This window comes from Chryseobacterium sp. FW101-FHT12H09 (genome assembly GCF_058790395.1).
Map to the genome: position 1 here is coordinate 868,799 of NZ_JBYTCP010000003.1, position 23,858 is coordinate 892,656.

Below are 23,858 nucleotides of genomic sequence, written 5' to 3' on the forward strand. Positions count from 1 at the left end.
AAACGGATCTTATGAATCTGTATAGAAATACAGATCGTATAAGTATCGATTAATAAAAAGAAAAATTAGCAGATGTCTATCTGTAAAGAATGATATAGAATATATCTTGGTGTTGTAATGTACACAGGTTCATGAACAACCAGAGACTTTGTTTCATAAGAATAAGTACCAAAGAAAAGATTGATGCACTGTTGTACGATTGCTGAATAATCAAATTTCACTTTTTCCAGATCATTGAGATCAGGCTCATCCTGATTATCTAATAATGCATACCCTTCGTCTGGAGTTTGATGATCAGATTTCTGTGAAATTTTATTTTTTGAAATGGTATTAGAAGACGATTGAATCTCTCCTCTGTACCCATAAAAACAGGTGCACAAAGCCGTGAAGAAAACCACGATAGAGAATAGTACAATCTTTTTATTCATATCCATTATTGATGACGTAAAATTAGGCTAATGAAATCTCCTGCCCTATCAAAAAGATCATTTAAAATGTTCAAAATCGTGACAAATGGAAGTGATGTTTATTTTTAAATATCTTATAAGTCTTTTATAGATAGGGTTATCCTTTATTATAAAAATAGGACAACTTATATGAGATGATATTAATTACTATTCACATTAGATACATTCTCTCATTTAATTATAAAATCGAAATAAAAACAACCTAAACAATTTATTTTCATTCATGAATTAATGCAATTATTATAGAGTATATTAATGTAAATGATATTTTTTAAAAACTATGGTTTATTTTTTCTTTGCACGAATTATCGTAAATTTGTGGTACAGACTTAATTAAAAACAATTTAAATATATGTCAAAAGCAATTTCGCAAGTTCCACTTGCAGTGAATGAGCCCGTAAACTCTTATGTACCAGGTTCAGCTGAAGTAAAAAGCCTTATTGCCACATACAAAAAAATGTGGGCTGAAAAAATAGAAATCCCAATGGTCATTAACGGAAAGGAAGTAAAAACTGACGAAAAAGTTCAGCTTCAATCTCCTCAGGATCATGCTCATGATTTCGGATTTTACTACAAAGGAACAATGCAACATGTGGATGATGCGATCAATGCTGCATTAGCTGCTAAAAAAGAGTGGAATGAGCTTGGATGGGAACAGCGTGCTGCCATCTTCTTAAAAGCTGCTGATCTATTAGCAGGACCATACAGAGACGTGATCAATGCTGCAACAATGATCGGACAATCTAAAAACGTGCACCAGGCTGAAATTGATGCAGCTTGTGAGTTTATCGATTTCCTACGATTCAATGTTGAATTTATGACAGAAATGTATTCTGAGCAGCCAATTTCTGATAATGGAATTTGGAACCGCGTAGAATACAGACCATTGGAAGGGTTCTGTTTTGCAGTAACTCCATTTAATTTTACAGCGATTTCAGGAAACCTGCCAACTTGTATGGCAATGCTTGGAAACGTAGTGGTTTGGAAGCCTTCTGATAAACAGGTTTATTCTGCTAAAGTGATTATGGATGTATTAACTGAAGCGGGTCTTCCTGCAGGGGTTATCAATATGATCTTCACTGATGGAAAAGATACAGCTGAAAAAGTATTGGCACACCGTGATTTTGCAGGACTTCATTTTACAGGTTCTACAAAAGTATTCCAGGGAATGTGGAAAATGATCGGAGATAATATCCATAACTACAGAACCTATCCAAGAATAGTTGGAGAAACTGGTGGTAAGGACTTTGTTATTGCTCACCCTTCTGCTAATGTTGAAGCTGTAGCTACAGCTTTAGTAAGAGGAGCTTTCGAATATCAAGGTCAGAAATGTTCAGCTGCTTCGAGAGCATATGTTCCTAAATCTCTTTGGGAAGATGTGAAAAAAGTAATGGAAGCTCAGATGAGTACTATAAAAATCGGTTCCCCTGAAGATCCTTCTAACTTTATAAATGCAGTAATCGATAAAAATTCTTTTGAAAAATGCAAAGGATATATCGACAGAGCTCAAAACTCTAGTGAAGCTAAAATAGCAATTGGTGGGAAATGTGACGATTCTAAAGGTTGGTTTGTAAGCCCTACCGTTATTGAAACTACAAATCCTCAGTATGAGAGCATGATTGAAGAAATCTTCGGTCCTATCTTAAGTATTTATGTATATGAAGACAAAGACTGGAAAGAAACTTTACAATTAGTAGATTCTTCATCTCCTTATTCATTAACAGGTTCTGTTTTTGCACAAGATCGTTATGCTGTAAACGAGGCTTTCAAAGCATTGGAAAATGCTTCAGGAAATTTCTACATCAATGATAAGCCAACAGGTGCTGTAGTAGGACAACAACCTTTCGGTGGTGGTAGAGCATCAGGAACGAACGATAAGGCAGGTTCTAAAATGAATCTTCTAAGATGGACGTCTGTAAGAAGTATCAAGGAAACTTTTGTTTCTCCTAAAGATTACAAATATCCATATTTGGGATAAAATAATAAGTGATCATTGATCATTAACATAAGCCCCGGAATTTTACTTTCGGGGCTTTTTTGTGCTTGTCCTTTTGAAGAATATTCTTTTATGCTTTCGTAGATTTTGCGAATTAAGCTGATGTGTTTATTCTATCTGAGAAATCTCCATAATCTGCAAGAATGATAATCATTGATAGAAATTTAAATGGTATTATGTATATTTTGATTCTTACAGAATGACAAAGTTCGACATAATTTATAAAAACATGCTATAGATAAGAACGAAACCTATCATTGCAAGCCAAAAGAAATCTCTAACTATTTCTTGTTATGCAGCTTTTATTGTTGCTCGTAAGTTTCCGACACAATCAGCAGTCCTCTATTCCTCCATATACCAACTTTCCGTCCATTATTAACAAAATTTTAATCATTTTATTATTTTTTTAATAATTTATAAACCCAGTTAGGAACAATTATTGAACTTTTACTAGTACACCAAAATAGGATAATATGAAAAAGTTAGTGTTATTAACCCTAGGTTTAGGGATATTTGCAGTGAGTTGCGGAACGAAGGAGCCACAGATGTCATCAGGAAATAAAGATTCTACAGCAGTAGATCAGTCCGTAAAAACGACAACACCATCTACTACTGATACAATGAAAACAAAGATGGCGACTCCTGATAGTATCAAGATGAAAACTGATACGGTTAAAGCTCCAGCTACTCGATAATCATTTTTAAACTAAATATGGAAAATCCGCAGTTGAAACGCCGCGGATTTTTTTGATATATGAAGGCTTTATAAAGGGGCTGATCTTTTTTATTTCATTAATAACATATTAATTTTAGTTTTCATGGTCATTAAATATGTATCAAAAATAAAGATCAGGAAAACAAAAAAATTGTAAAATTGTAAAGTAAGCTAAAGAAATAACCATTTCACTTTTCCTTCACTATAGACTTTAGCAAAAAAATTCTTGGGCGTTAAACCGGTTAATGATTTAAAATCTTTTATCAGATGAGATTGATCGTAAAACAAATGATCATAACTTAGTTCTGTGAGTGTTTTTTTATCTACACTCTGTATAAGTGTTTCACGAAAGCGTTGGATTTTTCTGAAATCTGAAGGGCTTTTACCTAAATGAATATCAAAAAGTTTATTGATCGTTTGCCTACTGGTTTTATACTGAGTGGCATGGCTTTCCAGCGATTTATCCAGATCTTTCATTACATCATCTACCAAATCAGTAAAAAAAGAATGATTAAAACCAACGTATTTAGACATCCAGAATTCTTCGATCATGTCGATTTGCTTTTCATTATTTTTCTCATTCAAAATAGAAATCATGGATTCCTTATAATCATCATAAGGTAAAAAAACTTGGGAAAAATCTTTGGTATATTCTTTAAGTGGTTTTATTAAAAAAGCATTAAGCCCTAACGGCTTAAAATAAAAAGTGATCTCATTGAAGTGACCTTGTATAGAGACTTTTATAGGTTTTTTGTAGTGACATATTAAATCGGATGAAAATCTACCATTATTAATTCCTATTGCTTTTATCTCATTTTCACCGAATTTCAATTCTATATTTTGTGATACAGATAATATACTATAATTATTGGGAAAAGTAAGATATTCTATATCCTTAGAACTGCGGTCTTTATTAAGGAAATAATATCCTTCCATGTACTTAGCCAGCGTTTTGTCCTTCGGCCTCATTAATTTCAGTTCCATTTTTTTTCAATATAATAATGTGATATACAATGAGTCTCAAAAATAGTTTAAAAATTACATGCTATTTTCTTTTTTTATAATTAATGCCCATTTAATTAACTTATCTAAAGTTTCCTGATTAGAATACAGTAAAAAGCGATGGGGTGATACATTGAAGTTCAATAAAATGGCTCCATATTATCTAAAGGAAAGCCCAAAATACAAATGATCCTTCGCATTAATAATATTTTCAGCGAATTTAACCCTCTTTGATACAAAAAAGCTCAACGATTTCTAAAATCAGATAAAAAAATAATTTACCTATCCTACTAAGAAAATTGGGATATTTTTTTAAAATTAAAAAAAATCACCACTTATTGATTTATAATTTACAATATCAATCAATTATAAATTATAAATAAAAAAGCAGTTACAAATACCTTCTAATAACCATTATTTATAAATTTTGAATCTATTACTCATTATAATAATTCAACTACATTTGAATTATTATCACAAATATTTCTTGAAAAAAAACATGCTTTTTAAATTTAAAAATAACAAAACAATTAAAAAAATCAAAATGATGAAAATTAAAACTTGCACTCTGATTTTAGCTGCTTTCTCAACTTCATTATTTTCCCAAATAGGGATTAATACACCAACTCCAACAGCTTCTTTAGACATTAATGGAAACACAAAAATCCGAACGGTTCCACAGGTTCCCTCTATATCTGGCTATCAACTTTTAGCAATCAATCAAAGCACTAATGAGGTCTCAAAGATGGACCCATCGATAATCAATACGCTTGTCAATACAAATACCACTGCTTATGCAGCAAAAAAAACTTCAGGTATCAGTCTTCTTAGTCTGGGATTATTTCCTGCTGGGTTTAGAGCGGTTAATTTTGCAACAACTGAAAGAACAGTTGGAAATATCGCTTTATTTTCTAATACTGACTATACATATACAGTACCATCAACCGGAATTTACGCTATAGGCTACACCTTTCGCTATGGCACTGGATTGCAGGCATCTGTATTAGCTAATTCGCCTGGTATTGGCATATTGAAAACGACAGGTACAACAGTCACTCTTTTAGACACACGGGTTTTTAGTGGGATCAATCTACTTCTCCTTAGCTTAACAATATCCGAAAGTAATATTAATTCAGTATATCCTCTACAAGCTGGTGATAAGATCTCTTTTGGACTTACAGGCTCTTCTCTTTTAGATCTTGGGCTATTAGGCTCCAGCGCCTCTTCTTTTTACATTTATAAAATCTCTAATTAAGTAACATCAAATAATTTGTGTATATAGTCTAATCCATCATACGAAAAATGTGATGGATTAATTTTTTCTGTATTTGACTAAACAAACTTAAAATAGCCTATTTTCTCATTATCATATTTAATTACAGTTTTTCTATATCCTGTCTAACGCAGCTTTTTTTGAAAGAATGAATCTCTATTTGAAAAATGCCATATCATCATTTCTTTTACTTTAGATAAATTCAATATTAATATTTTTCTATATTTGATTGATACAAACATTAAAAGAATATACTATGAAAAAATTATGGATAGGAGCGGTTTTAGGTTTACTTTTTTTAGGTAGCTGTGCTCAGAACAAGGAAAAACGTGAAGAATTTAAAGATGAGCATGATAAAAATGCAATGCGAAATACGATGGGAGATTCTGCGGTAGCCAATTCAGATCAAGCTCCAGCCACAAAATCAGATACCGTAAAAATGAAATCAGATTCTACAAAAACAAAATAATAAAAGATCCGCAGAAATTCTGCGGATTTTCGCTTTCAGTGACGTGGTTAAAAAATCAAATCATTAGTCAAATAGCTCAATCATTAGAAATAATTTTTAAAAATAAAAAAACATCGCAACTATTTTCACTTAAATGCGACTTACACATTAACATAATTATTACATTTGCAATCAATAAAAAAGTATTTATGAAAAAGTTAGCTATACTCTCTTCCATTTTTATCGGAATTGTCGCATTTGGACAAGGGATAAAATTTGAAGATACCAGCTTCGCAAGCGTTGTTGCCAAAGCGAAAAAAGAAAACAAACTTATTTTTATCGATGCCTATGCTTCTTGGTGTGGACCATGTAAACTAATGGTAAAAAATATCTTCCCATTAAAAGATGTTGGAGATTACTATAATGCTCATTTCATCAATGCAAAAATTGATATGGAAAAGGGTGAAGGGATCGATCTGGCTAAGAAATATAATGTAAAAGCTTTTCCAACGTATTTATTTATCAATGGAAATGGTGAAGAAGTACACAGAACTTTAGGATATGTAGAAGAGAAAGATTTTATTCAATTTGCTAAAGATGCTGAAGATCCTAACAAGAGATTGACTGCTTTAAAGCAAAAATTTGAAGGGGGAGAAAAAGATCCTGAATTTTTAAAGAATCTTGCAGGACTTACCATTTATAATGACAGCGAATTTGCTGGTAAAGTCTTAGACCGTTATTTCCAGGCAAAACCAACTTTGGACCAGGAAGATATTCAATTGTTACTTTCTGGAATTCAAAGTACGGATAGCCCTTTATATAAAATCTTTAAGGATAAAAAAGCTTCTATCATTGCTATCCTCCCTGTAGATAAGTATGATAAGATTGATAAAAACATCAAGCTAAACAGTATTCTGAAAAAATCTTATAATGCAGATACTAAAACCTGGGATGAGAAATACTTTTCAACTGAAACTCAAAAATTCATGAGTAAGGATGAAGCTGATAAAGTATTTAAAAAAGTAAAAGCGAGCAGGGCTTTAAAAAATAAAGACATCCCAACTTATGAGACGTTAACTTTAGAATTATACAAAGATTATTCTACTGCATCTTCTGAGGAGTTAAACTCTATTGCATGGGATTTCTTTGAAAATGTAACCACAAAATCATCTCTTGAAAAAGCTGTTCTTTGGGCTCAGGAATCTGTAAAGAAAAGTGAAAATTCTGCCAATACTGACACTCTAGCCAATCTTTATAACAAAGTTGGTGATAAGAAAAATGCGAAACTTTGGGCTGAAAAAGCAATAGCACTTGCTAAAGCTTCAGGTGAGGATGCTTCAGACACTGAAAAATTACTAAAAAGTCTTTAATTAAACTTTTAATAAAACAAAAAACCGTAGCATTGCTCTACGGTTTTTTTATTTTTAATAATTAATATTGGAACAGCACACTTCCCCAGGTAAATCCACTTCCAAAAGCAGAAAGAAGAACCAAATCTCCTCTTTTGATCTTACCCAGCTCAATCGCTTCATTTAAAGCAATTGGAATAGATGCTGCGGTTGTATTTCCATATTTCTGGATATTGTTATGAATTTTCTCATCCGGCAGTCCAAATTTCTGCTGTACAAACTGTGCAATTCTTAAATTCGCCTGATGTGGAATAAACATATCAAGATCTTCAATTGTCTTTCCTGCTTTGTTTAATGCTTCCTGCATCGTTTCAGGAAATCTTGTTACCGCATGTTTAAATACAAAATTTCCATTCATAATTGGATACACTTCCTTGTTGGTGACATTTTCCGGTTCTTTTCTCATCCTGTCACTCCATCCGTATTTTGAACCTGGAAACTGTGTACACAATTCATCAGCATATTTCCCTTCAGAATGCATATTGAAAGCTAAAATATCTCCAGCATTCTCATCTTCAGTAGCAGAAAGTATAATAGCTCCTGCTCCATCTCCGAAGATCACAGAAACGCCTCTTCCTTCATCAGAAAAATCCAGTCCAAAAGAATGAACTTCAGCACCTACTACTAAAATATTTTTATAAACTCCTGTTTTAATAAAAGCATTCGCAACGCTCATTGCATATACAAACCCTGAACATTGATTCCTTACATCAAGGGCACCAATGGTATCACAACCCAACATATCCTGAAGCAGTACCCCACAGCCTGGAAAATAGTAATCCGGAGAAAGAGTAGCAAAAACAATATAGTCTATATCCTTAGCCGTTAAACCAGCTTTTTCAAGCGCTTTTTCAGAAGCTTTGAAAGCTAAATAAGCGGTAGTTTCCTGAGAATCGTTTCTGTTTTTTCTATGTCTTCTTTCTTTGATGCCTGTCCTTTCTGTGATCCATTCATCATTAGTGGTCATTAATTTCGCTAGATCATCATTCGTTACAACATTATCCGGGACATAAAATCCTATTCCTTTTATTGTACTTTTAATCATATAGTTTTTTTAATTTTGGCAAAGATAAACTTATTTAATCCATAGTATTTCAAAATATTAGTATTTTTACTTTATGCCAATTGACACTATATACAGAGATTCCCACTGCGAATGGGTAGACGTAGAAGCTCCTACTGCAGAAGATCTGCAATTTCTTCATGAACGATATGAGATCAATAACCTTCTTTTGGAAGATACTCTGGATCCTAATCACTTACCTAAATATGAAGAGGATGGAAATGTAAAATTCTTTTTATTAAGGGAAAGTACTGAATTGGAAAGAAAAAACCTGAATACAATAAGTGATATCAGCACCAAAATTGGAATCTTTATTTTAGAGAATACCATTATCACTGTTCACAGGATGAAAACAAGAAGTATCTCTGAAACGAAAAAACAATTATCTCAAAATCAGGAAAACACATCATGCGTAAAAATAGCATTAATGATCGCTTTACTGATCATGAAAAGTTTTGATGACGAATCGATCAGTTTACTGGAAACCATGGATAATATCGAAAATGAGATCTTCCTGAAAAATACCAATCATACGACACAGATCCGCAGACTTTATAAATTAAAAAGAAAATCGGGATTAAATTCCAGAGTATTGATCATTTCTACAGATGCTGTGGATAAGTTTAAGCTTTTAAACCTGCAGGATTCTGAATTTGTAGACCTGAAAGATAAACATAAGGATGTAGTTGCTGATTTTGACCATCTGAATATCCAGATCACCAACCTTATTTCAATGTTCCTGGCACTTTCCGATCAAAAGGCAAATCAGGTAATGAAAGTACTGGCCATCTATTCAGTTTATTTCTTACCTATCACTTTTATCGCCGGAGTTTACGGAATGAACTTTGACAATATGCCTGAGTTGCATCATAAGCATGGATACTTTTTCACTCTTGGATTAATGGCTTTAATTGTCATCGTAACCTTTATTTATGCAAGAAGAAAACAATGGTAATTTCACGGATGAATTAGGGGGAAAACACCTCTGTTTTAGATCGTAATTATTATTATTTTTATATCATCATAATTAAAAACATCAGTTAATCGCAAGGAACATTGTCATTGCGAGAAGCGAAGTGACGAAGCAATCTCTTGCAACAATGGTTCGCAATGACAGTTGAGATGTTTAACAATTTAAGCAAACACCAAACCACCATGAAAACCGATCTTCTTAATAAAATTCTGGATGAGAATGTTCTTTCAAAGGAATCTAAAGATAAGCTCATTGCTTTGCATGAGAATATTTCGTCTAAAGAATTTTCTGATCTACTGGATGCTCATGGTAATCAGTATGTTGAATTTGTACAGGAAGGAGGTGGAGTCTGGGGCAGTGCTCTGGTTGGGTATCTGTATGGTCTTGAAATATTTGGTATTCGTTTCCTGAAAGTTGCAGGAACAAGTGCGGGAGCAATTAATACCATGCTAATCGCTGCATACAAAACCAAAGAGGAAGCAAAAAGCGAAGCCATCAAAGAAATTTTGTTCAACTGGAATTTTGCAGACTTTATGGATGGTAAACCTTATGTACGAACCACCATTCATGCGATGCTCAATAACAAGAACTTTCTTAAAATAAATACCATTATTGCAGCTATTATTTTAATTCTTTTAATCATCACTCCTTTTGCTGTTCCCTCCGGAACGATAACGCAAGCAAAGCTTCTTTTCCTTGTACCCGTTATTCCTTTAATCATACTTTTTTTCTGTATTAAAAAGTTTTACAATGATTTCCGAAAACAAAATAGCGGACTGAATCCAGGAAATACTTTTCTCAATGCAATGAAAGATGTTCTTGATGGTTTTGGAGTAAAAACGGTGACCGAACTTAATCTGAAATTTGCTCCAAAAGAGCGTGACCTCAACCTGAATTACCGTTATGGAAATAATCAGGAATATTATACAATTGCACTCGAAAGTATTGAAGAGATCAAGACCAATATGCGGGAACATATTGATGAAACCCAATATAAAATATTTTATGAAAGTGCTGTTAACAATAACCATTATAAGGACAACCCTTTCTATCAGCTAAAATCAGAATATGTGGTGATAGCAACCGATATCAATGCTAAGATAAAAGTTGAACTTCCTACAATGGCTAATTTATATTGGTCTGAAGAAGAATTGAAACACAGCAGCCCTGCCGAATTTGTGCGTGCTTCTATGTCGGTTCCTTTCTTTTTCGAACCTCTACAGAAAAGGATCGATAAGGATGATGATTCCGTGAAATATGCCTGGAGATTCTGGATGAACACAAAACCAGAAAATATCTACCCTGTGGGAGTTTTCATTGATGGTGGAAGTATTTCGAACTTTCCGATTGATCTTTTTCACATGAATGATGTTTTTTATCCCAGAATGCCTTTATTCGGAGTACAGCTGACCAGTAAATCTGAAACCGATACCGAAAAAGGAAAAACAAGTGCTGAGATCATGAAAACCCCTTTTTCATATGCCGGAAATATGATTAATACCTTGAAAGGATTTAATGATAAATCGTTCCTGACTAAACATACATTCTATAGACTTTACAGTATCCAGACTGTAGATTGTGGAACCAGCAGCTGGCTTAATTTCTTCATGAAAAGAGAAGAAAAGGAACAGCTCTTTAACGCAGGTTTTCTCGCCGCCCTAGATTTTCTTAATCAATTTGATTGGAAAAAATATAAAGCAGAACGGATGCTGATCTCCATGAAAGAGAAAAAAATATTGAAAGAAGAAGATACGAAGACTGTGGGGTAAGAGATTTTGAGTATTTTAGAAGCTTTAGATTGGCAAAATATTATACTTGAAAAAACCAATTAGAAATACTATAAACAAATATGAAAAAAACAGCGACCCTATTTCTTCTAATTATTAGTTTATATTCAATTGCACAGAATAAATCTTTACGAACATTTCCTGATCTTGAAAATAGATTGGATACTCACTTTCCAATCGAAAAATTTAAAGATCAGAACGGTAAAAATTACAGTGCAGATTATTTAAAAGGCAAAATAACATTACTCAATTTTTGGTTCACCACCTGTGAACCATGTCTAAAAGAAATACCGGATCTGGTTAAACTAAAAAAATCTGTAGGGAATAAAATAAATTTCATGGGAATCACTCCAGACACTGAAGAAAAAGTAACCCAGTTTTTATTAAAACATGATTTTGATTTTCAGCAAGTAACCAATGCCGGTCAACAATTAAAGGAGCTATTTGTAGTTCAGCGATATCCAATGACTTTTATTGTAGATAAAAACGGGAATATCAGAGAAATCATGGGTATTATTAGTGAAGAAAAATTTGATTCAATTAAAAAAAGGTTTGATGAATATTAAGGAAAAAGGTTTACAAACATATAAATCTTTACAGTAGCTCCCTTCGACTCCACTCAGGATGACATTTCTAATACTAGCTGTTTTTATCAGACGGTAAAAAAGAATACACAGTACATACTGAACAGAGTTGAAAGTACTATCATATAAAAAGATTACAAGCTATCAATAAAATCCAGATACATGGAAACACTTTTTTCAACCCATTCCTGAGTGGTATTGACCTCCATTCCAAAATAGGTAAATATTCCTTTATAATCGGCTTTAATATATTCAAAACTCAACTCATAAGGCCTTGTCAATTCTTCCATCGTATATTTATATTCGCCTGTTGCTGAATAGTCTTCTTCGTTTACTCCAGCACTGACTGCCAACGCTATTTTCTTCCCTCCTACTTTATATCCACTTTTGCTTCCATATGCCCAACCGTACGTAAGGACCTCATCAAGCCATTTTTTCAAAAGTGGCGGACTGCTGAACCAATAAAAAGGAAACTGAAAAATAATTTTATCATAAGATTCTATTAATTCCTGTTCCTTAATCACATCAATTTTTTCATCAGGATATATTTTATATAAATCATGGATCGTATATTTTTCCGGATACTGAGCCAGTGCTTCCATCCATCTTTTATTGATCAGAGAATCATCCATATTTGGATGGGTTACGATAACTAATGTTTTCATTTTTAATTAAATTTCTATTGCAAAAATAATTCATGTAACTTACATTTTGTACATTAGCAACTAAATGTATGGTACTGTAAAAAAGGTAAGTAATGGGTAAAATAAAAGAAACATCAACAAATTTCGCCAATAAAAAAGTACTTTCAGATGAGTGTTCGGAAGTATATGCTTCAAATGTCATTGGTGGACAATGGTCACTGGCAATATGCAGCTGGCTAATGAATGGAAAATTAAGATTTGGAGAATTAAGAAAGCTCCTTCCTAATATCACAGAACGCATGCTTACACTGCAGCTTCGAAGACTGGAGGAAAGCAAGATCATTACGCGAACAGTTTTTGCTGAAGTTCCGCCCCGCGTTGAATATGAACTTACATCAATCGGTTATAAGCTGAAGCCTATTATTAAAGGACTGGAACAATGGGGAGAAGAACATAAAGAAATTGTTCGCAAGGCCAATAATTAAAGTACATAGTATCATTTTTATGAACATTTTTTGTACTTTTAATCATAGGACACTTATATCTGAAAACCATTATACCATGAAAAATAAATTTCTTTTATTATTACTGTTTGCAGTAATAAGTCTCAGTACCTCTATTAATGCTCAAAAAATAACTGATGGGCAATCTGTTGATCTTAATGGAATGAGTGTAACTTTTAATATTTTAAATAAAGAAAGTATTGAAGTGGGCGGAAAGCCATTTGACCGTTACAAAGTTTCAGCTACTGTTAAAAATACTTCCGATAAATCATACAATATCAGATTATCCTCTTATCCTCAGGTTACAACCAACATCGGCATTGTAGAATTAGACTGCATCAATGCAACAGGATCAAAGCTTACTTCAAAAAAAATCCAGCTTAAAATGAAAGCTCAGATGATCAATGTGACCTACACCGCTTATGACAGATCCGGAAAGCTGACTAATGGTGTGATTCCTGTAATAGGCAGCTATTATTTTGATGCCGGAGATGCGATAAGTGACAATGCTATTTTCATTGTTCCTCAGGGAGAAAAACCAGAGGTTTCTGTAAGAAGTCTGAAGTAACATTTCATTGTTTAAACGCTAAGATGATGGTTATTAATCATTCCTGCTCAATAAAATAGAACATAAAAAAGCCTCCCTAACTGGGAGGCTTTTACTTTATCCTTTTTGCCACATGGGCTTATGTTTTATTATGATACTGTAAACAGAACAATTTTCTGTATGAGCTCCTTTCAGGTAACCAATACTCATTAAAAATTCGTTTACAATTTCACCGCCAGTAAATTTGAATGTTTTTTTAAATAGCTTCATCCATTCTTCTAAAGTTTTGGGATGGTTATGTTCCAGCCATTTTTCAAAAGAACCAAATTCTTCCTGTAACTGAATAATGGTCTTTGCATTTTCAATCGCGGCATTTACTTTTAATTTATTTCTAATAATTCCAGGATCGCTCAATAGTCTCTCGCGATCCTTTTCCGTGTATGCTGATACTTTTTGAATATTGAAATTATCGTATGCATTTCTAAAACTTTCTTCTTTTTTTAAGATCGTTTCCCAGCTCAGTCCAGCCTGATTGATTTCCATAATCAATCTTCCAAACAATTCATTATCATCATGAATAGGAAATCCGTAATGATTATCATGATAATTCTTATGCAATATTTTTCTGCTTTCCGGCTGCATCCCTTCTATGGCTGAACAATAACTCATTTAAATAAATTTTCTGTTTTAGTTAAAAATTTTTCTAAAGCATCTTTAATATCAATGCCTGTTCTATCTGCTAAGATAATCAACCACCAGATATTTTCTCCTAATTTATGTTCCAATTCTGACGCTGAATCTTTTTTCAGCCACGTTTTTTCATATGACATGATATCTCTTCCAATAAGTCCAGCATCGGTAAGGTAGCCTAATGTATCTTGCTCCAACGTCCATTCACTGCCATTTTGCTTCGTTTCCAACTCGTGGTACTTTTCTCTGATATTCAAAGAACGCTTTATGATTTCATCTAAATTATTCTGGTCCATTATTTTAATTTTTGAGGGATTGCCTGTATTGGTTAGGAGTCTGTCTCGTTTTATTTTTAAAGAGTTTACTGAATGATTGGGGATGTTCAAATCCAAGCTGATAAGCCGTTTCAGAAACTGAAAGTTGTGCTTCTGATAAATACTCTTTCGCTTTTTCAATTAACTTCTCATGGATATGCTGTTGTGCATTTTGCCCTGTATGATGTCGAAGCATATCACTCAGATACCTTGGTGTAAGATTGAGTTGTGAGGCTATATATTCCACTGTCGGTAAACCTTTAATTCCTTTCTCTTTATCAAAATAATCATCCAGTAAATTTTCCATTTTGGATAAAAGATCATTATTCGTCGCTTTTCTGGTAATAAACTGGCGGTTATAAAAGCGATTGCTATAGGTAAGTAACAATTCTATTTGTGAAATAATAACATCCTGACTGAACTGGTCTATTCTTTCATTTAATTCATTCTGAATATTTTCAAAAACATCCAGAATAGCTTTCTTCTCTTTCTCGGAAAGGTAGAGTGCTTCTGAGGTGGCATAGGAAAAGAAACCGTAGTTTTTAATTTTTTTCATTAAAGAATATGGTCTTATAAAATCCGGATGAATATGTAATGACAAGCCACTGTAGCTATTTTCTTCCTGATCCATTATAAGGATCTGACCTGGTGACACAAAAGACATCCCACCCTCTTCAAAGTCATAGTACCCTTGTCCATAACGAATTTTACCGTTAAACTTTGTTTTAAAAGATATTTTATAAAAATCCGATTTTGTCCCCTGCTGGAAAGCTTTTGGATCAAAGCTTACTTTATCATAATCAATAATAGTAATGAGAGGATGCAGGGGTGCAGATAATCCCATTGCCTCATGCAAAGCTGATAATGAACGGAAATGAACAGGTGAATGATTCGTTTTCATGATACAAAGATAAGATTGGGTTGTGACAACTGTTAGTCAGTAGGAAATTTTTAATAAATGGAAAGTGGAGAATTGAAAATTGAGAGTAATTACCTTAGAATTATTTACTTTTCATCTTTCATGTTTCATCTTCTAATTTCTAGCCTCTAATTTATCAAATACAAAACCGGATTTTATTTTCTGGACATGATTTTCGACTCCAATTGTATTCCGGTCATTATATAAAGCAATAGCATCCTTACCCGCAACATATCTCAGCTGATCTTTACCATCTGTAGCGGCCTCATAAATAACACTGGCAATATCTTCTGATTTCGAATAATTGGCAATTTGTTCCGGGCTGTAACCTTCCTGTACTTTTTCAGCCAATTGTTGATATGCTTTATGTTGAGCGGCATCTAATGAACGGCCAGCAAAATCAGTCTGAATTCCTCCTGGAGCGACCACTTTTACCTGAACCCCAAACTGAGCCAGTTCATAGCCCATGCTTTCCGAAAAACCATCCACAGCAAATTTGGTGGCACTATAGATAGAACATGTTGGAAATCCCATCAGTCCAAAACTGGAAGTAATATTGATCAACACACCCTCTTTTCTTTCTCTGAAATAAGGAGTGAAAGTTTTCGTAATACGAATCACCCCCATCAGGTTGGTGTCGATCTGTTTTTTGATCTGTTCGTCTGTAAAAGCTTCTAGTGGACCAACTAATCCATAACCTGCATTGTTAACAACGACATGGATTTGAGTTTCGGTAAGAACCCGTGCGATAGTTTCTTCTAACTCTTCTTTATTAGTAACATCCAACTTGATAACAGACACATTTTCCAAAGCTGTAAGTTCAGTCTCGCTTTCAGGATCTCTCATCGTGGCAATAACATTCCATCCGTGACTTTGAAATAGCTTGGCGGTAGCTTTTCCCAAACCTGACGATGCTCCGGTGATAAAAATTGTTTTTTGCATTGTTATAATTTTATACTACAAAGGTCTTCAGAAATTGAAAATTAAAAGTAGCCATATTGAGTATCGTTGTAGCTATTTTGACGAAATATCAGAAATGACTAGTTTAGCAAAAATAATCAGCCACTTATGAAATGGATCTTGCTCCTTCTTTTTACTCTACCTTTTAGCTCTGTTCAAGCTCAAAATATCTATTCTAAAGATTACGGAAACAAAGACAACCCACCTATTATCTTTATCCATGGTGGCCCCAGTGGCAATGCCACATTATTTGAAGCTACTACCGCTGAAGCTTTGGCTAATAAAGGATTTTATGTGATTGTTTATGACAGACGTGGTGAAGGACGTTCTAAAGATGACAATGCAACCATGACTTTTAAAGAAAGTTTCGATGACTTATTGCAGATTTATAAAACCTATAACCTCAAAAAAGCCAACATCCTCGGACATAGTTTCGGGGGGATCATAGCGACTTTATTTACCGATCAATATCCTCAGAAAGTCAGCTCACTGATGCTTGTCGGTGCTTTATTTTCCCAACAGGAAACCTATGATCATATTCTACATCAGGCTAAGGAAAAATTTAAAAACGATCCTTCAAAACTGAAGCAGATTAATGATATTGATAGTTTAAATAAAAACTCTGCCGAATACAGAAAAAGCTGTTATGATATAGCCAGTGAACTTAATTTTTTCACGATGCCCAATCAAACTCCAAAAAGTCAGCAGTTAAGGAATGACTATAACGCCAGCGATTTTTATAAAAATAATTTCCGCAATCCCAGTTCACCACTAAAGTTTTATAAAAATGAAGCTCAAAATAATCTAGACAATAAAGATATGTTGAAAAACATAAAAAAGAAAGGGGTTCCCATTTTTGCAATCTATGGAAAAGATGACGGGATATTCTCCGAGAAACAAATTAACGATCTTATACATATTACAGGAAAAGAAAATTTTAAACTCGTAGATAACTGCTCTCACTACCTGTTTGTTGATCAACAGGATGAATTTTTGAAATTTATTGTTCATCATAGGCATTAAAATTCTCTCATTGCATTTTAATAGACTAGTTTTGTAAAAGATGTCGGATCTAATAATACATAAGAAGATTTCCAAAGCAATCATAATGATGCTTGTTTTGATGTTTTCATTATCTCCATGCTCTGTTAAAAGAGATTTGCTTGGTATTTTTGACATCGAACATATCAGCTCTTTTAATAAAGTTAAAGTTACTGCGAGTCAGAGTTTCAGCTGTGACAGCGCAACGGAAACCTCATCAAAAAGAATTGTACTTTTAAAAGTAAATTCCAGATCTGGAAAAGATTTTACTTTTCAGTTTAATTCTGTTTTAAACTTTTCTAAAGAGGATAAAACATTCTGCAACCCATATTCCGGAGCAACTTCCGGAAGTAGCCCTCCAAAATATATTCTATTTAAACAATTGAAGTTAAACGTGGTTTAGACTAAGTTCAAAGATCATTTTTTAATTCAATTATTAAGTAAAATATACATTCAATGAAAAACAATACCAATCAGCCTGCTGATATGGCTGGTTTATATACATTATCTATCCGTATGGTTATCGGATGGACTTACTTTTCAGCCTTTTGGCGACGTCTGATTCTTGAAAATAAGCTCGATCCTGATGAAGGAGGATATATTGGAGAAAAATTCAATCACTTTCTTCCAAATGCCTTAGGAATCAAACCGGTCATAGAATATCTGATTACTCATCCCAATGCTTTACATACTTCCATGGTAACCTTTACAATCCTTGAAGCTATTGTCGGACTATTTATTATTTTAGGATCATTCACAAGATTAATGAGCATTGGAATCTTCGGTCTGGCTTTTGGAATTTTATTGGGCTCCGGCTGGCTTGGAACGACCTGCCTTGATGAATGGCAGATTGGTGTATTGGGAATTGCCGGTGGATTCACATTGTTTCTTACTGGTAGTGGACCATACTCAGTGGATCATTATTTTTTAAAGAACAAGGTTGGCTTTACCAATAAGAAATGGTTCCGATGGATTGGTTCCGGTAATTTTCCTATTAAAAACCCAAAAATCTTAGTATTGGTTACTTCCCTGTTTATTTTTGGAATGACTCTTTATACCAATCAATATTTTCATGGTGGGGTCTGGGGAACTTTGCACAATAAATCAGTGAAGCCAAAGATTGAAATCTCCAATCTCAATTTAATCCACTCTGATATAAATTTTGAAATTTATCGAACTGAGGGTGCTGATGTTTATGGTTCATTTCTTATCGGAATTCATATTATGGATAAGAACGGAACTGTCTTAAAAGCATTGGATCATCATGAGCTTTCGAAATTGAAATCAGAAAACATCAAAAATCACTATGTTGCCAAAGTAAAACCAGGCAAACACAGTTTGATCATTCCATTGGGAGCCAAAGCTGACTTACGCGTTAGCATTGAAGATATTCTCCATCAAAAAGATAAGATCTACAGTATAAAACTGATTGATATCAGTGGTATCGAATGGGTATCTAAACTTTAATTACTAATAAAAAAACCTCCGAAGATCTTCGGAGGTTTTTGATTAAATTTAGTGCATGGCTTCACTCAAATCTATTTTTTCTTTACTCTTTCTTTCTTTTACAAATAAGATAAACGGTATACAAATTAAGAAAGCGATTCCTAAATAAAGGAAAACATCCATATAAGATAGTACCGTTGCCTGTTTGGTTACTGAGAGATCAAGCATTTTATAGGCAGCATTTAATGCATTATCAGGAGTCATCCCTTTAGATATAAAACTGGCTTTCAGGGCAGCTAATCTTTGCTGTACCTCAAAACTGTCACTATCGAGATGGGTAATAAGGTTTACCCTGTATTTCTGACTCGCGTTAGCGATGAAGGTAGTAATAGCAGCAATCCCAAAAGATCCTCCTAACTGTCTCATCATCCCTGTAAATGCAGCTCCCTGTCCAATTTCCTGACCTTTTAATGTACTTAAGGACAAGGACGTAATGGGTATGAATAAAAGTCCTAATCCAGCTCCCCTCACGATCAACATCCAGAAGAATGCTTCTTTACTGGTATCCGGTGTAAGGATCTTATACCCCCAGAAACTGTAAACAAAGAATATAAATAGTCCCAATGATACCAGAATCTGCTGTTTGGCTCCTTTTGAAAGCAATTTACCAATAATAGGCATCATAAAAGCAGTTGTTAAAGCGGCCGGAATCATTAACGCACCCGACTGTAAAGCCGTCCATCCTAAAATACTCTGGGTATACAACGGTACAATAAACGTAGAACCATATAAACCAAATCCTAATACAAAGGACATAGCGGTTCCGATCCTCAGGTTACTGTTCTTTAAAACCCGTAATTCTACAATAGGATATTTACAGGTAAGTTCCCGCCAAAGGAATAGTATAAATCCTAATACTGCAGATACAGTAAAGGCTACGATCATTCCACTTGCAAACCAATCTTCTTCGTGTCCTCTTTCCAAAATAAACTGTAATGATCCTACCGTAACAGCTAACAGGGCAATTCCCAGCCAGTCGACATCAGACGCTTTTCGTTTCTCAGCAAATTTGGGACTTTTTACAAATTGTAAAGTCATCAAAGTTGCAGCAATACCAATTGGAATATTGATATAGAAAATATATGGCCAGCTAAAATTATCAACAATATATCCTCCCAATGGCGGACCCAAAGTCGGACCAATGATAACTCCTAATCCATATATCGCCTGAGCCATACTTCTTTTTTCAATTGGGTATGATTCTGTAATAATTGTTTGTGAGGTTACCAATAATGCTCCTCCTCCAATACCCTGGCATAATCTAAAAAAGACCAGTTCCCAGATATTGTCAGCATTTCCACATAAAAATGAAAATATGGTGAAAATAACAATAGAAGCAGCAAAATAATTTCTACGTCCGAACTGTTGTGAAAGCCAGCTGGTCATTGGTACGATAATTACGTTACCTATTGCATAAGCCGTAATTACCCAACCTACCTCTGAAAGTGTCGATCCCAGGTTACCCTTCATTTCATTCAAGGCAACGTTCACAATCGTGGAATCCACAATTTCAAGCAGAGCACAAAGAATAGCCGTAATCGTAATGATTACTCTCCGGGCTCCATATTCTACTAATGAATCTTGCATAGTAATTTTGTATGATGTACAATTGTATTCATGTAAAATCTAATAAGACTGATTTAAAGATTGAGATTTATTATTAAAATAAAGTCAATTAATCAATGGCTTTAGCCATCATTTAAATCATAAATACATTTTACATGAATACACTAATACATATTTTATTTTAACGAAACTTCAGCTTTCACATTCATTCCTGTTCTTAGTTTTTTAGCGATATTCGGATCTAGTTTTACAAAGTCAATTTTTATAGGAAGTCTTTGTACTACTTTTACGAAGTTACCACTTGCATTATCTGGAGGCAGGATAGAGAATGTAGCTCCTGTTGCTGGTGAAAAAGAGCTTACTACACCTTCAAACTCCTGGTCAGGGAAAGCATCAATTTCAATTTTCACTTTTTGTCCTTCCACCATTTTATCAACCTGAGTTTCTTTAAAGTTCGCTACCACCCACTTTTGGTCATTTTTCACGACACTGAATAATTGCGCTCCTGCCTGTAAATATTGTCCAACCTGAATAGGAACTTTTCCAACATATCCATCTTCTGAAGCTAGGATTATAGTGTATGATAAGTTTAATCTTGCATTTTCTACGTCTACCTGTCTTTGTTTAGCGACTGAACCTGCAACGCTTATTTGCTGAGAGCTCGCTTCTGTTTGAGAAGAAGCAATCCCTGTCTGCTGAGCGATCTGATTTCTTTGCTCTACTAAAACCTGTAATTGCTTGTCAGCAGATTGTTTTGCAGCCAAAGCCTGCTCGTATTGCTGTTCCGTAATAGAATGGTCTTTTACCAGATTAGCGTATCTTTTTAAATCTAAAGAAGTTTTCCACACATTTACTTTTGCTGCTTCGATCTGAGCATTCGCTGTTGCAACAGCTGCTTCTGAACTGCCAATATTTTTAGAAGTTGCAGTAGTTGAAGCCTGTGCAGTAGAAATATTACTTTTTGCGGTAGATAATGCTGCTTCAGCTTGTTCTAATGCCATTTTCTGATCTCTGCTATCTAAAATAACCAAAGTATCTCCTTTCTTTACAAACTGGTTATCTTTTACTTTAACCTCTGTTACATATCCTGAAACTTTAGAAATAACAGGACTCATATTGGAAGCAATTTGTGCATCGTCCGTTTCTTCGTGAATCTGCCCGTAAGAATAAGTTCTGTATCCGTAAATTCCACCTCCAATTAATACAACCGCTAAAATGATAGGAAAAACTAAACTTTTCTTCTTTTTTGGTTCTAAGTTCTCGATTTGTTCTGTTTTATTATTTTCCATTGTGGTATTATTCTTTTATTTAATAGTTAAAGTTCCTGTAGTTTGTAATAGTTTTCTGTAGGCTAATGCGGCATCTGCTTTTGCATTAATCACCCCAACATTTGCTGAAATCTGTGCGGCATCTGCATCCAGAAGCTCTGTCATTGTTGCTAAACCGTTATCAAACTTATTTTTAGTAATTCTATAGTTTTCATTCGCCTGAACAGCTGATTTTTCGAAAACAGCAATTCTTTGTTTTGAATAGTCTGTATTTTGATACTCTCTGTTTACATCAAGCTTAATATTATCATTTAAAAGTTCATTGCTTGCTTCCAATTGTTTTTCTCTGGCTTGAGACTGTCTCAATGATGAATTCTTCTTCCAGATATTAGCCAGATTATACTGAATTCCCACTCCAACATTTACCGCATTATAAACTGTTAAAAAATCAGGCGCATCTGCTGCAATATAACCACCTGTCAATGCAATTGTAGGTAAGTTCTCTGCTTTTGCCGCTTTGCTTCCAAGCTGTGCCGCTCTTCTTTGTTGACTTAGAGCCTGTAAATCTTTACGGTTTTGCTGAGCTTCAGTTAAATAATAATCTACAGGTTTAGCATCCTGAGCTTCATCTATATAATTAGGATCAACTTCAATGATTGTCGCTTCCGGAATTCCCAATAGTAAATCCATATTGATGTTGGCAATATTGTAATTATTTTTAGCCTCCAACAACTGTAATTCAATATTTGAAGTCTGAAGATTTGCCTTTAAACGGTCATTTCTTGCGATCAAACCATTATTTTCCATTTTTAGGAACGTTTCGTCCCTTTGGTTTGAGGCAGTAAGGTTTTCCTCTAAAACTTTAATAGATTGGTTTGCTTTAAACAGGTTATTATAAGCCTGTGCAACATTATAAGCAATTGCTATTTTATCGTTTTCAGTGCTTAATTTTGATGCTTCTACAAGGTATTTCGCAGATTCAATTCCATACTTTATTCTTCCTCCTGAATACAAAGGCATTGATAAATTGGCTTGACCTAAAAATACAGACTTCGGAGATGCCATACCTCCACCTCCAGATCCAGATTCATTTAAAAATTTCAAATCTACTTTTGCATTTGTCAAACGCATATACTGCCCCGAAAGTTTAAAATCAGGCAGTTGTTTGTTTTTTGCTTCCAAAAGATCTGCTGTAGCCTCTTCAATCTTAGCCGCATCGATCTTAAGATTCTTGCTGTTTTGGATTCCCAACTGAACAGCTTCATCGAGGCTGAGTTGTTTTTTCTCCTGAGCATTTGTGTTTGCAATTCCTATAAATAGAGAAAGTGCAATAATGGAATTATTTATTTTCTTCATAACCTAAAAGGTCTTTTAGTATATGTTTAATATGTTTATTAAGTTCTGCGTAATATTTTTTATCAAAAACTTCTTCATCTTCCGTGTCATTTAAGAATTCCTTATACATTTCCTTCCCATTAAATGCATAGAACAATGTTCCACTTACCGTTGCATGTAATAAATAAATAGGTGGATTTTTTGTAAAAATTCCTTTTCTCAATCCGCTTTCCAGTATTTGTGAATACGTAGAGATAAAGACCATTTTTGTTTGTTTAAGGAATTCTACAATCTGTGGATTTTCAGCATGTAATTGCTCCCGCTGCATAATTCTGTAAAAACATTTTTGATCTTTTATTTTCGCTGAAAACTTATCTACTATCTTCTCTATTTTCTCCCATTCATTGATGTCAGTTCTTTCCAGAATATCTTTCGAAAAAAACTGGCCTTCATTCATTCTGTATTCAACCAATTTCTCGTACAGTTTTTCTTTTGAACCAAAATAATAGGAAATCATGGAAATATTTACATTCGCTGCCTTAGAAATTTCTCTAGTAGAAGTTCCTTCAAAACCCTTTTCTGCGAAAAGTTTTTCTGCGGCAAATAATATATTTTCTTCTTTTGAAATCATGTCACTATTCATTTTTGAAGCCGCAAATTTACATAAGTTTTTCACAAAATCAAACGATTGATTGATTTTTTAATATGTTTTTAATTTCAGTTAATATAACTAACTGAAAATTAATACACTTTGGCTAATTAAAAATACTAAATTTCCATAAAAGGTTTAAATTTAATTTACAAATACGTGAATTAAATTTAAAATATTTAAACTAAAATCAGCAGGT

Annotated in this window: 25 protein-coding genes; 13 read left to right on the forward strand and 12 right to left on the reverse strand. The window is 33.8% G+C overall.

The window, feature by feature from the left end:
- Window positions 1–65: 65 nt before the first annotated feature.
- Window positions 66–428: a hypothetical protein gene (locus AC3WRL_RS14705; protein ID WP_261512813.1), complete on the reverse strand. Its 363-nt coding sequence runs from the start codon at window positions 426–428 to the stop codon at window positions 66–68.
- Window positions 429–819: 391 nt separating this feature from the next.
- Between AC3WRL_RS14705 and pruA the strand changes: the two genes are divergently transcribed.
- Window positions 820–2,445 carry an L-glutamate gamma-semialdehyde dehydrogenase gene (gene pruA, locus AC3WRL_RS14710; protein WP_261512814.1) on the forward strand — a complete coding sequence of 542 codons (1,626 nt, stop codon included), beginning with the start codon at window positions 820–822 and terminating at the stop codon, window positions 2,443–2,445.
- A gap of 491 nt (window positions 2,446–2,936) precedes the next feature.
- Window positions 2,937–3,158 (forward strand): cytochrome C551, encoded by a 222-nt coding sequence (locus tag AC3WRL_RS14715; RefSeq protein ID WP_214826785.1) that lies wholly within the window; start codon window positions 2,937–2,939, stop codon window positions 3,156–3,158.
- A 191-nt stretch (window positions 3,159–3,349) separates the two neighbouring features.
- Here the strand turns inward: AC3WRL_RS14715 and AC3WRL_RS14720 are convergent, their stop codons facing one another.
- A complete protein-coding gene (locus tag AC3WRL_RS14720; RefSeq protein ID WP_214826787.1) occupies window positions 3,350–4,162 on the reverse strand; it encodes a helix-turn-helix domain-containing protein in 813 nt (270 codons plus the stop codon).
- A gap of 562 nt (window positions 4,163–4,724) precedes the next feature.
- Between AC3WRL_RS14720 and AC3WRL_RS14725 the strand changes: the two genes are divergently transcribed.
- The 3 genes from AC3WRL_RS14725 (at window position 4,725) to AC3WRL_RS14735 (ending at window position 7,271) form a co-directional block, all read left to right on the forward strand.
- Window positions 4,725–5,435, forward strand: coding sequence for a hypothetical protein (locus AC3WRL_RS14725; protein WP_492330632.1), 711 nt, complete (start codon window positions 4,725–4,727; stop codon window positions 5,433–5,435).
- Window positions 5,436–5,709: 274 nt separating this feature from the next.
- Window positions 5,710–5,922 carry a hypothetical protein gene (locus tag AC3WRL_RS14730; protein ID WP_214826789.1) on the forward strand — a complete coding sequence of 71 codons (213 nt, stop codon included), beginning with the start codon at window positions 5,710–5,712 and terminating at the stop codon, window positions 5,920–5,922.
- A gap of 188 nt (window positions 5,923–6,110) precedes the next feature.
- On the forward strand, window positions 6,111–7,271 hold the full coding sequence (locus AC3WRL_RS14735; RefSeq protein ID WP_492330633.1) for a thioredoxin family protein: 1,161 nt from the start codon (window positions 6,111–6,113) through the stop codon (window positions 7,269–7,271).
- Between the two features lie 61 nt (window positions 7,272–7,332).
- On the opposite strand, the gene AC3WRL_RS14740 is transcribed toward AC3WRL_RS14735, so the two are convergent.
- Window positions 7,333–8,355 carry a 3-oxoacyl-ACP synthase III family protein gene (locus AC3WRL_RS14740; RefSeq protein ID WP_492330634.1) on the reverse strand — a complete coding sequence of 341 codons (1,023 nt, stop codon included), beginning with the start codon at window positions 8,353–8,355 and terminating at the stop codon, window positions 7,333–7,335.
- Window positions 8,356–8,428: 73 nt separating this feature from the next.
- Between AC3WRL_RS14740 and AC3WRL_RS14745 the strand changes: the two genes are divergently transcribed.
- The 3 genes from AC3WRL_RS14745 to AC3WRL_RS14755 all read left to right on the forward strand — a co-directional run bounded on the left by AC3WRL_RS14745 (window position 8,429) and on the right by AC3WRL_RS14755 (window position 11,699).
- Window positions 8,429–9,328 (forward strand): magnesium transporter CorA family protein, encoded by a 900-nt coding sequence (locus AC3WRL_RS14745; RefSeq protein ID WP_214826795.1) that lies wholly within the window; start codon window positions 8,429–8,431, stop codon window positions 9,326–9,328.
- Window positions 9,329–9,528: 200 nt separating this feature from the next.
- Window positions 9,529–11,115 (forward strand): patatin-like phospholipase family protein, encoded by a 1,587-nt coding sequence (locus AC3WRL_RS14750; RefSeq protein ID WP_261512820.1) that lies wholly within the window; start codon window positions 9,529–9,531, stop codon window positions 11,113–11,115.
- Window positions 11,116–11,195: 80 nt separating this feature from the next.
- Window positions 11,196–11,699, forward strand: a complete 504-nt coding sequence (locus AC3WRL_RS14755) for a TlpA family protein disulfide reductase (protein WP_492330635.1) — start codon at window positions 11,196–11,198, stop codon at window positions 11,697–11,699.
- 152 nt (window positions 11,700–11,851) lie between these two features.
- Here the strand turns inward: AC3WRL_RS14755 and AC3WRL_RS14760 are convergent, their stop codons facing one another.
- Window positions 11,852–12,382 carry an NAD(P)H-dependent oxidoreductase gene (locus AC3WRL_RS14760; RefSeq protein ID WP_261512825.1) on the reverse strand — a complete coding sequence of 177 codons (531 nt, stop codon included), beginning with the start codon at window positions 12,380–12,382 and terminating at the stop codon, window positions 11,852–11,854.
- 92 nt (window positions 12,383–12,474) lie between these two features.
- On the opposite strand from AC3WRL_RS14760, the gene AC3WRL_RS14765 reads away from it, so the two are divergent.
- Together AC3WRL_RS14765 and AC3WRL_RS14770 are read left to right on the forward strand one after the other, a co-directional pair.
- Entirely contained in the window at window positions 12,475–12,846 is a 372-nt protein-coding gene (locus AC3WRL_RS14765; protein ID WP_214826814.1) for a winged helix-turn-helix transcriptional regulator, read from the forward strand.
- 76 nt (window positions 12,847–12,922) lie between these two features.
- Entirely contained in the window at window positions 12,923–13,432 is a 510-nt protein-coding gene (locus AC3WRL_RS14770; protein WP_214826818.1) for an LptA/OstA family protein, read from the forward strand.
- 96 nt (window positions 13,433–13,528) lie between these two features.
- On the opposite strand, the gene AC3WRL_RS14775 is transcribed toward AC3WRL_RS14770, so the two are convergent.
- The 4 genes from AC3WRL_RS14775 to AC3WRL_RS14790 all read right to left on the reverse strand — a co-directional run bounded on the left by AC3WRL_RS14775 (window position 13,529) and on the right by AC3WRL_RS14790 (window position 16,276).
- Entirely contained in the window at window positions 13,529–14,080 is a 552-nt protein-coding gene (locus AC3WRL_RS14775) for a DNA-3-methyladenine glycosylase I (protein WP_492330636.1), read from the reverse strand.
- On the reverse strand, window positions 14,077–14,397 hold the full coding sequence (locus AC3WRL_RS14780) for a nucleoside triphosphate pyrophosphohydrolase family protein (RefSeq protein ID WP_214826824.1): 321 nt from the start codon (window positions 14,395–14,397) through the stop codon (window positions 14,077–14,079). Before AC3WRL_RS14780 ends, AC3WRL_RS14775 begins: the two co-directional genes overlap by 4 nt.
- A 4-nt stretch (window positions 14,398–14,401) precedes the next feature.
- Window positions 14,402–15,316: a helix-turn-helix domain-containing protein gene (locus AC3WRL_RS14785; RefSeq protein ID WP_214826827.1), complete on the reverse strand. Its 915-nt coding sequence runs from the start codon at window positions 15,314–15,316 to the stop codon at window positions 14,402–14,404.
- 132 nt (window positions 15,317–15,448) lie between these two features.
- A complete protein-coding gene (locus AC3WRL_RS14790) occupies window positions 15,449–16,276 on the reverse strand; it encodes an SDR family oxidoreductase (RefSeq protein WP_214826830.1) in 828 nt (275 codons plus the stop codon).
- 126 nt (window positions 16,277–16,402) lie between these two features.
- Between AC3WRL_RS14790 and AC3WRL_RS14795 the strand changes: the two genes are divergently transcribed.
- From AC3WRL_RS14795 to AC3WRL_RS14805, 3 genes are read left to right on the forward strand one after another with little or no spacing between them, the layout of a single operon-like run.
- Window positions 16,403–17,317 (forward strand): alpha/beta hydrolase, encoded by a 915-nt coding sequence (locus AC3WRL_RS14795; protein WP_492330637.1) that lies wholly within the window; start codon window positions 16,403–16,405, stop codon window positions 17,315–17,317.
- A 40-nt stretch (window positions 17,318–17,357) separates the two neighbouring features.
- Window positions 17,358–17,738 (forward strand): hypothetical protein, encoded by a 381-nt coding sequence (locus tag AC3WRL_RS14800; protein ID WP_492330638.1) that lies wholly within the window; start codon window positions 17,358–17,360, stop codon window positions 17,736–17,738.
- A 53-nt stretch (window positions 17,739–17,791) separates the two neighbouring features.
- Window positions 17,792–18,802, forward strand: a complete 1,011-nt coding sequence (locus AC3WRL_RS14805; RefSeq protein WP_492330639.1) for a TQO small subunit DoxD — start codon at window positions 17,792–17,794, stop codon at window positions 18,800–18,802.
- Window positions 18,803–18,850: 48 nt separating this feature from the next.
- Here the strand turns inward: AC3WRL_RS14805 and AC3WRL_RS14810 are convergent, their stop codons facing one another.
- From AC3WRL_RS14810 to AC3WRL_RS14825, 4 genes are all read right to left on the reverse strand, one after another.
- Window positions 18,851–20,428, reverse strand: a complete 1,578-nt coding sequence (locus AC3WRL_RS14810; protein ID WP_214826840.1) for a DHA2 family efflux MFS transporter permease subunit — start codon at window positions 20,426–20,428, stop codon at window positions 18,851–18,853.
- 155 nt (window positions 20,429–20,583) lie between these two features.
- Entirely contained in the window at window positions 20,584–21,696 is a 1,113-nt protein-coding gene (locus tag AC3WRL_RS14815; protein WP_214826842.1) for an HlyD family secretion protein, read from the reverse strand.
- Between the two features lie 15 nt (window positions 21,697–21,711).
- Window positions 21,712–23,031 carry a TolC family protein gene (locus tag AC3WRL_RS14820; protein ID WP_214826844.1) on the reverse strand — a complete coding sequence of 440 codons (1,320 nt, stop codon included), beginning with the start codon at window positions 23,029–23,031 and terminating at the stop codon, window positions 21,712–21,714.
- Window positions 23,015–23,641 (reverse strand): TetR/AcrR family transcriptional regulator, encoded by a 627-nt coding sequence (locus AC3WRL_RS14825; RefSeq protein ID WP_214826846.1) that lies wholly within the window; start codon window positions 23,639–23,641, stop codon window positions 23,015–23,017. The genes AC3WRL_RS14820 and AC3WRL_RS14825 overlap by 17 nt, the downstream gene beginning before the upstream one ends.
- Window positions 23,642–23,858 lie beyond the last annotated feature (217 nt).

What these genes read in the sequence shown, in the direction of transcription:
- AC3WRL_RS14705 (WP_261512813.1), bottom strand. Translation starts at nt 428, where the DNA reads ATGAATAAAAAGATTGTACTATTCTCTATCGTGGTTTTCTTCACGGCT.
- pruA (WP_261512814.1), top strand. Translation starts at nt 820, where the DNA reads ATGTCAAAAGCAATTTCGCAAGTTCCACTTGCAGTGAATGAGCCCGTA.
- AC3WRL_RS14715 (WP_214826785.1), top strand. Translation starts at nt 2,937, where the DNA reads ATGAAAAAGTTAGTGTTATTAACCCTAGGTTTAGGGATATTTGCAGTG.
- AC3WRL_RS14720 (WP_214826787.1), bottom strand. Translation starts at nt 4,162, where the DNA reads ATGGAACTGAAATTAATGAGGCCGAAGGACAAAACGCTGGCTAAGTAC.
- AC3WRL_RS14725 (WP_492330632.1), top strand. Translation starts at nt 4,725, where the DNA reads ATGATGAAAATTAAAACTTGCACTCTGATTTTAGCTGCTTTCTCAACT.
- AC3WRL_RS14730 (WP_214826789.1), top strand. Translation starts at nt 5,710, where the DNA reads ATGAAAAAATTATGGATAGGAGCGGTTTTAGGTTTACTTTTTTTAGGT.
- AC3WRL_RS14735 (WP_492330633.1), top strand. Translation starts at nt 6,111, where the DNA reads ATGAAAAAGTTAGCTATACTCTCTTCCATTTTTATCGGAATTGTCGCA.
- AC3WRL_RS14740 (WP_492330634.1), bottom strand. Translation starts at nt 8,355, where the DNA reads ATGATTAAAAGTACAATAAAAGGAATAGGATTTTATGTCCCGGATAAT.
- AC3WRL_RS14745 (WP_214826795.1), top strand. Translation starts at nt 8,429, where the DNA reads ATGCCAATTGACACTATATACAGAGATTCCCACTGCGAATGGGTAGAC.
- AC3WRL_RS14750 (WP_261512820.1), top strand. Translation starts at nt 9,529, where the DNA reads ATGAAAACCGATCTTCTTAATAAAATTCTGGATGAGAATGTTCTTTCA.
- AC3WRL_RS14755 (WP_492330635.1), top strand. Translation starts at nt 11,196, where the DNA reads ATGAAAAAAACAGCGACCCTATTTCTTCTAATTATTAGTTTATATTCA.
- AC3WRL_RS14760 (WP_261512825.1), bottom strand. Translation starts at nt 12,382, where the DNA reads ATGAAAACATTAGTTATCGTAACCCATCCAAATATGGATGATTCTCTG.
- AC3WRL_RS14765 (WP_214826814.1), top strand. Translation starts at nt 12,475, where the DNA reads ATGGGTAAAATAAAAGAAACATCAACAAATTTCGCCAATAAAAAAGTA.
- AC3WRL_RS14770 (WP_214826818.1), top strand. Translation starts at nt 12,923, where the DNA reads ATGAAAAATAAATTTCTTTTATTATTACTGTTTGCAGTAATAAGTCTC.
- AC3WRL_RS14775 (WP_492330636.1), bottom strand. Translation starts at nt 14,080, where the DNA reads ATGAGTTATTGTTCAGCCATAGAAGGGATGCAGCCGGAAAGCAGAAAA.
- AC3WRL_RS14780 (WP_214826824.1), bottom strand. Translation starts at nt 14,397, where the DNA reads ATGGACCAGAATAATTTAGATGAAATCATAAAGCGTTCTTTGAATATC.
- AC3WRL_RS14785 (WP_214826827.1), bottom strand. Translation starts at nt 15,316, where the DNA reads ATGAAAACGAATCATTCACCTGTTCATTTCCGTTCATTATCAGCTTTG.
- AC3WRL_RS14790 (WP_214826830.1), bottom strand. Translation starts at nt 16,276, where the DNA reads ATGCAAAAAACAATTTTTATCACCGGAGCATCGTCAGGTTTGGGAAAA.
- AC3WRL_RS14795 (WP_492330637.1), top strand. Translation starts at nt 16,403, where the DNA reads ATGAAATGGATCTTGCTCCTTCTTTTTACTCTACCTTTTAGCTCTGTT.
- AC3WRL_RS14800 (WP_492330638.1), top strand. Translation starts at nt 17,358, where the DNA reads ATGTCGGATCTAATAATACATAAGAAGATTTCCAAAGCAATCATAATG.
- AC3WRL_RS14805 (WP_492330639.1), top strand. Translation starts at nt 17,792, where the DNA reads ATGAAAAACAATACCAATCAGCCTGCTGATATGGCTGGTTTATATACA.
- AC3WRL_RS14810 (WP_214826840.1), bottom strand. Translation starts at nt 20,428, where the DNA reads ATGCAAGATTCATTAGTAGAATATGGAGCCCGGAGAGTAATCATTACG.
- AC3WRL_RS14815 (WP_214826842.1), bottom strand. Translation starts at nt 21,696, where the DNA reads ATGGAAAATAATAAAACAGAACAAATCGAGAACTTAGAACCAAAAAAG.
- AC3WRL_RS14820 (WP_214826844.1), bottom strand. Translation starts at nt 23,031, where the DNA reads ATGAAGAAAATAAATAATTCCATTATTGCACTTTCTCTATTTATAGGA.
- AC3WRL_RS14825 (WP_214826846.1), bottom strand. Translation starts at nt 23,641, where the DNA reads ATGATTTCAAAAGAAGAAAATATATTATTTGCCGCAGAAAAACTTTTC.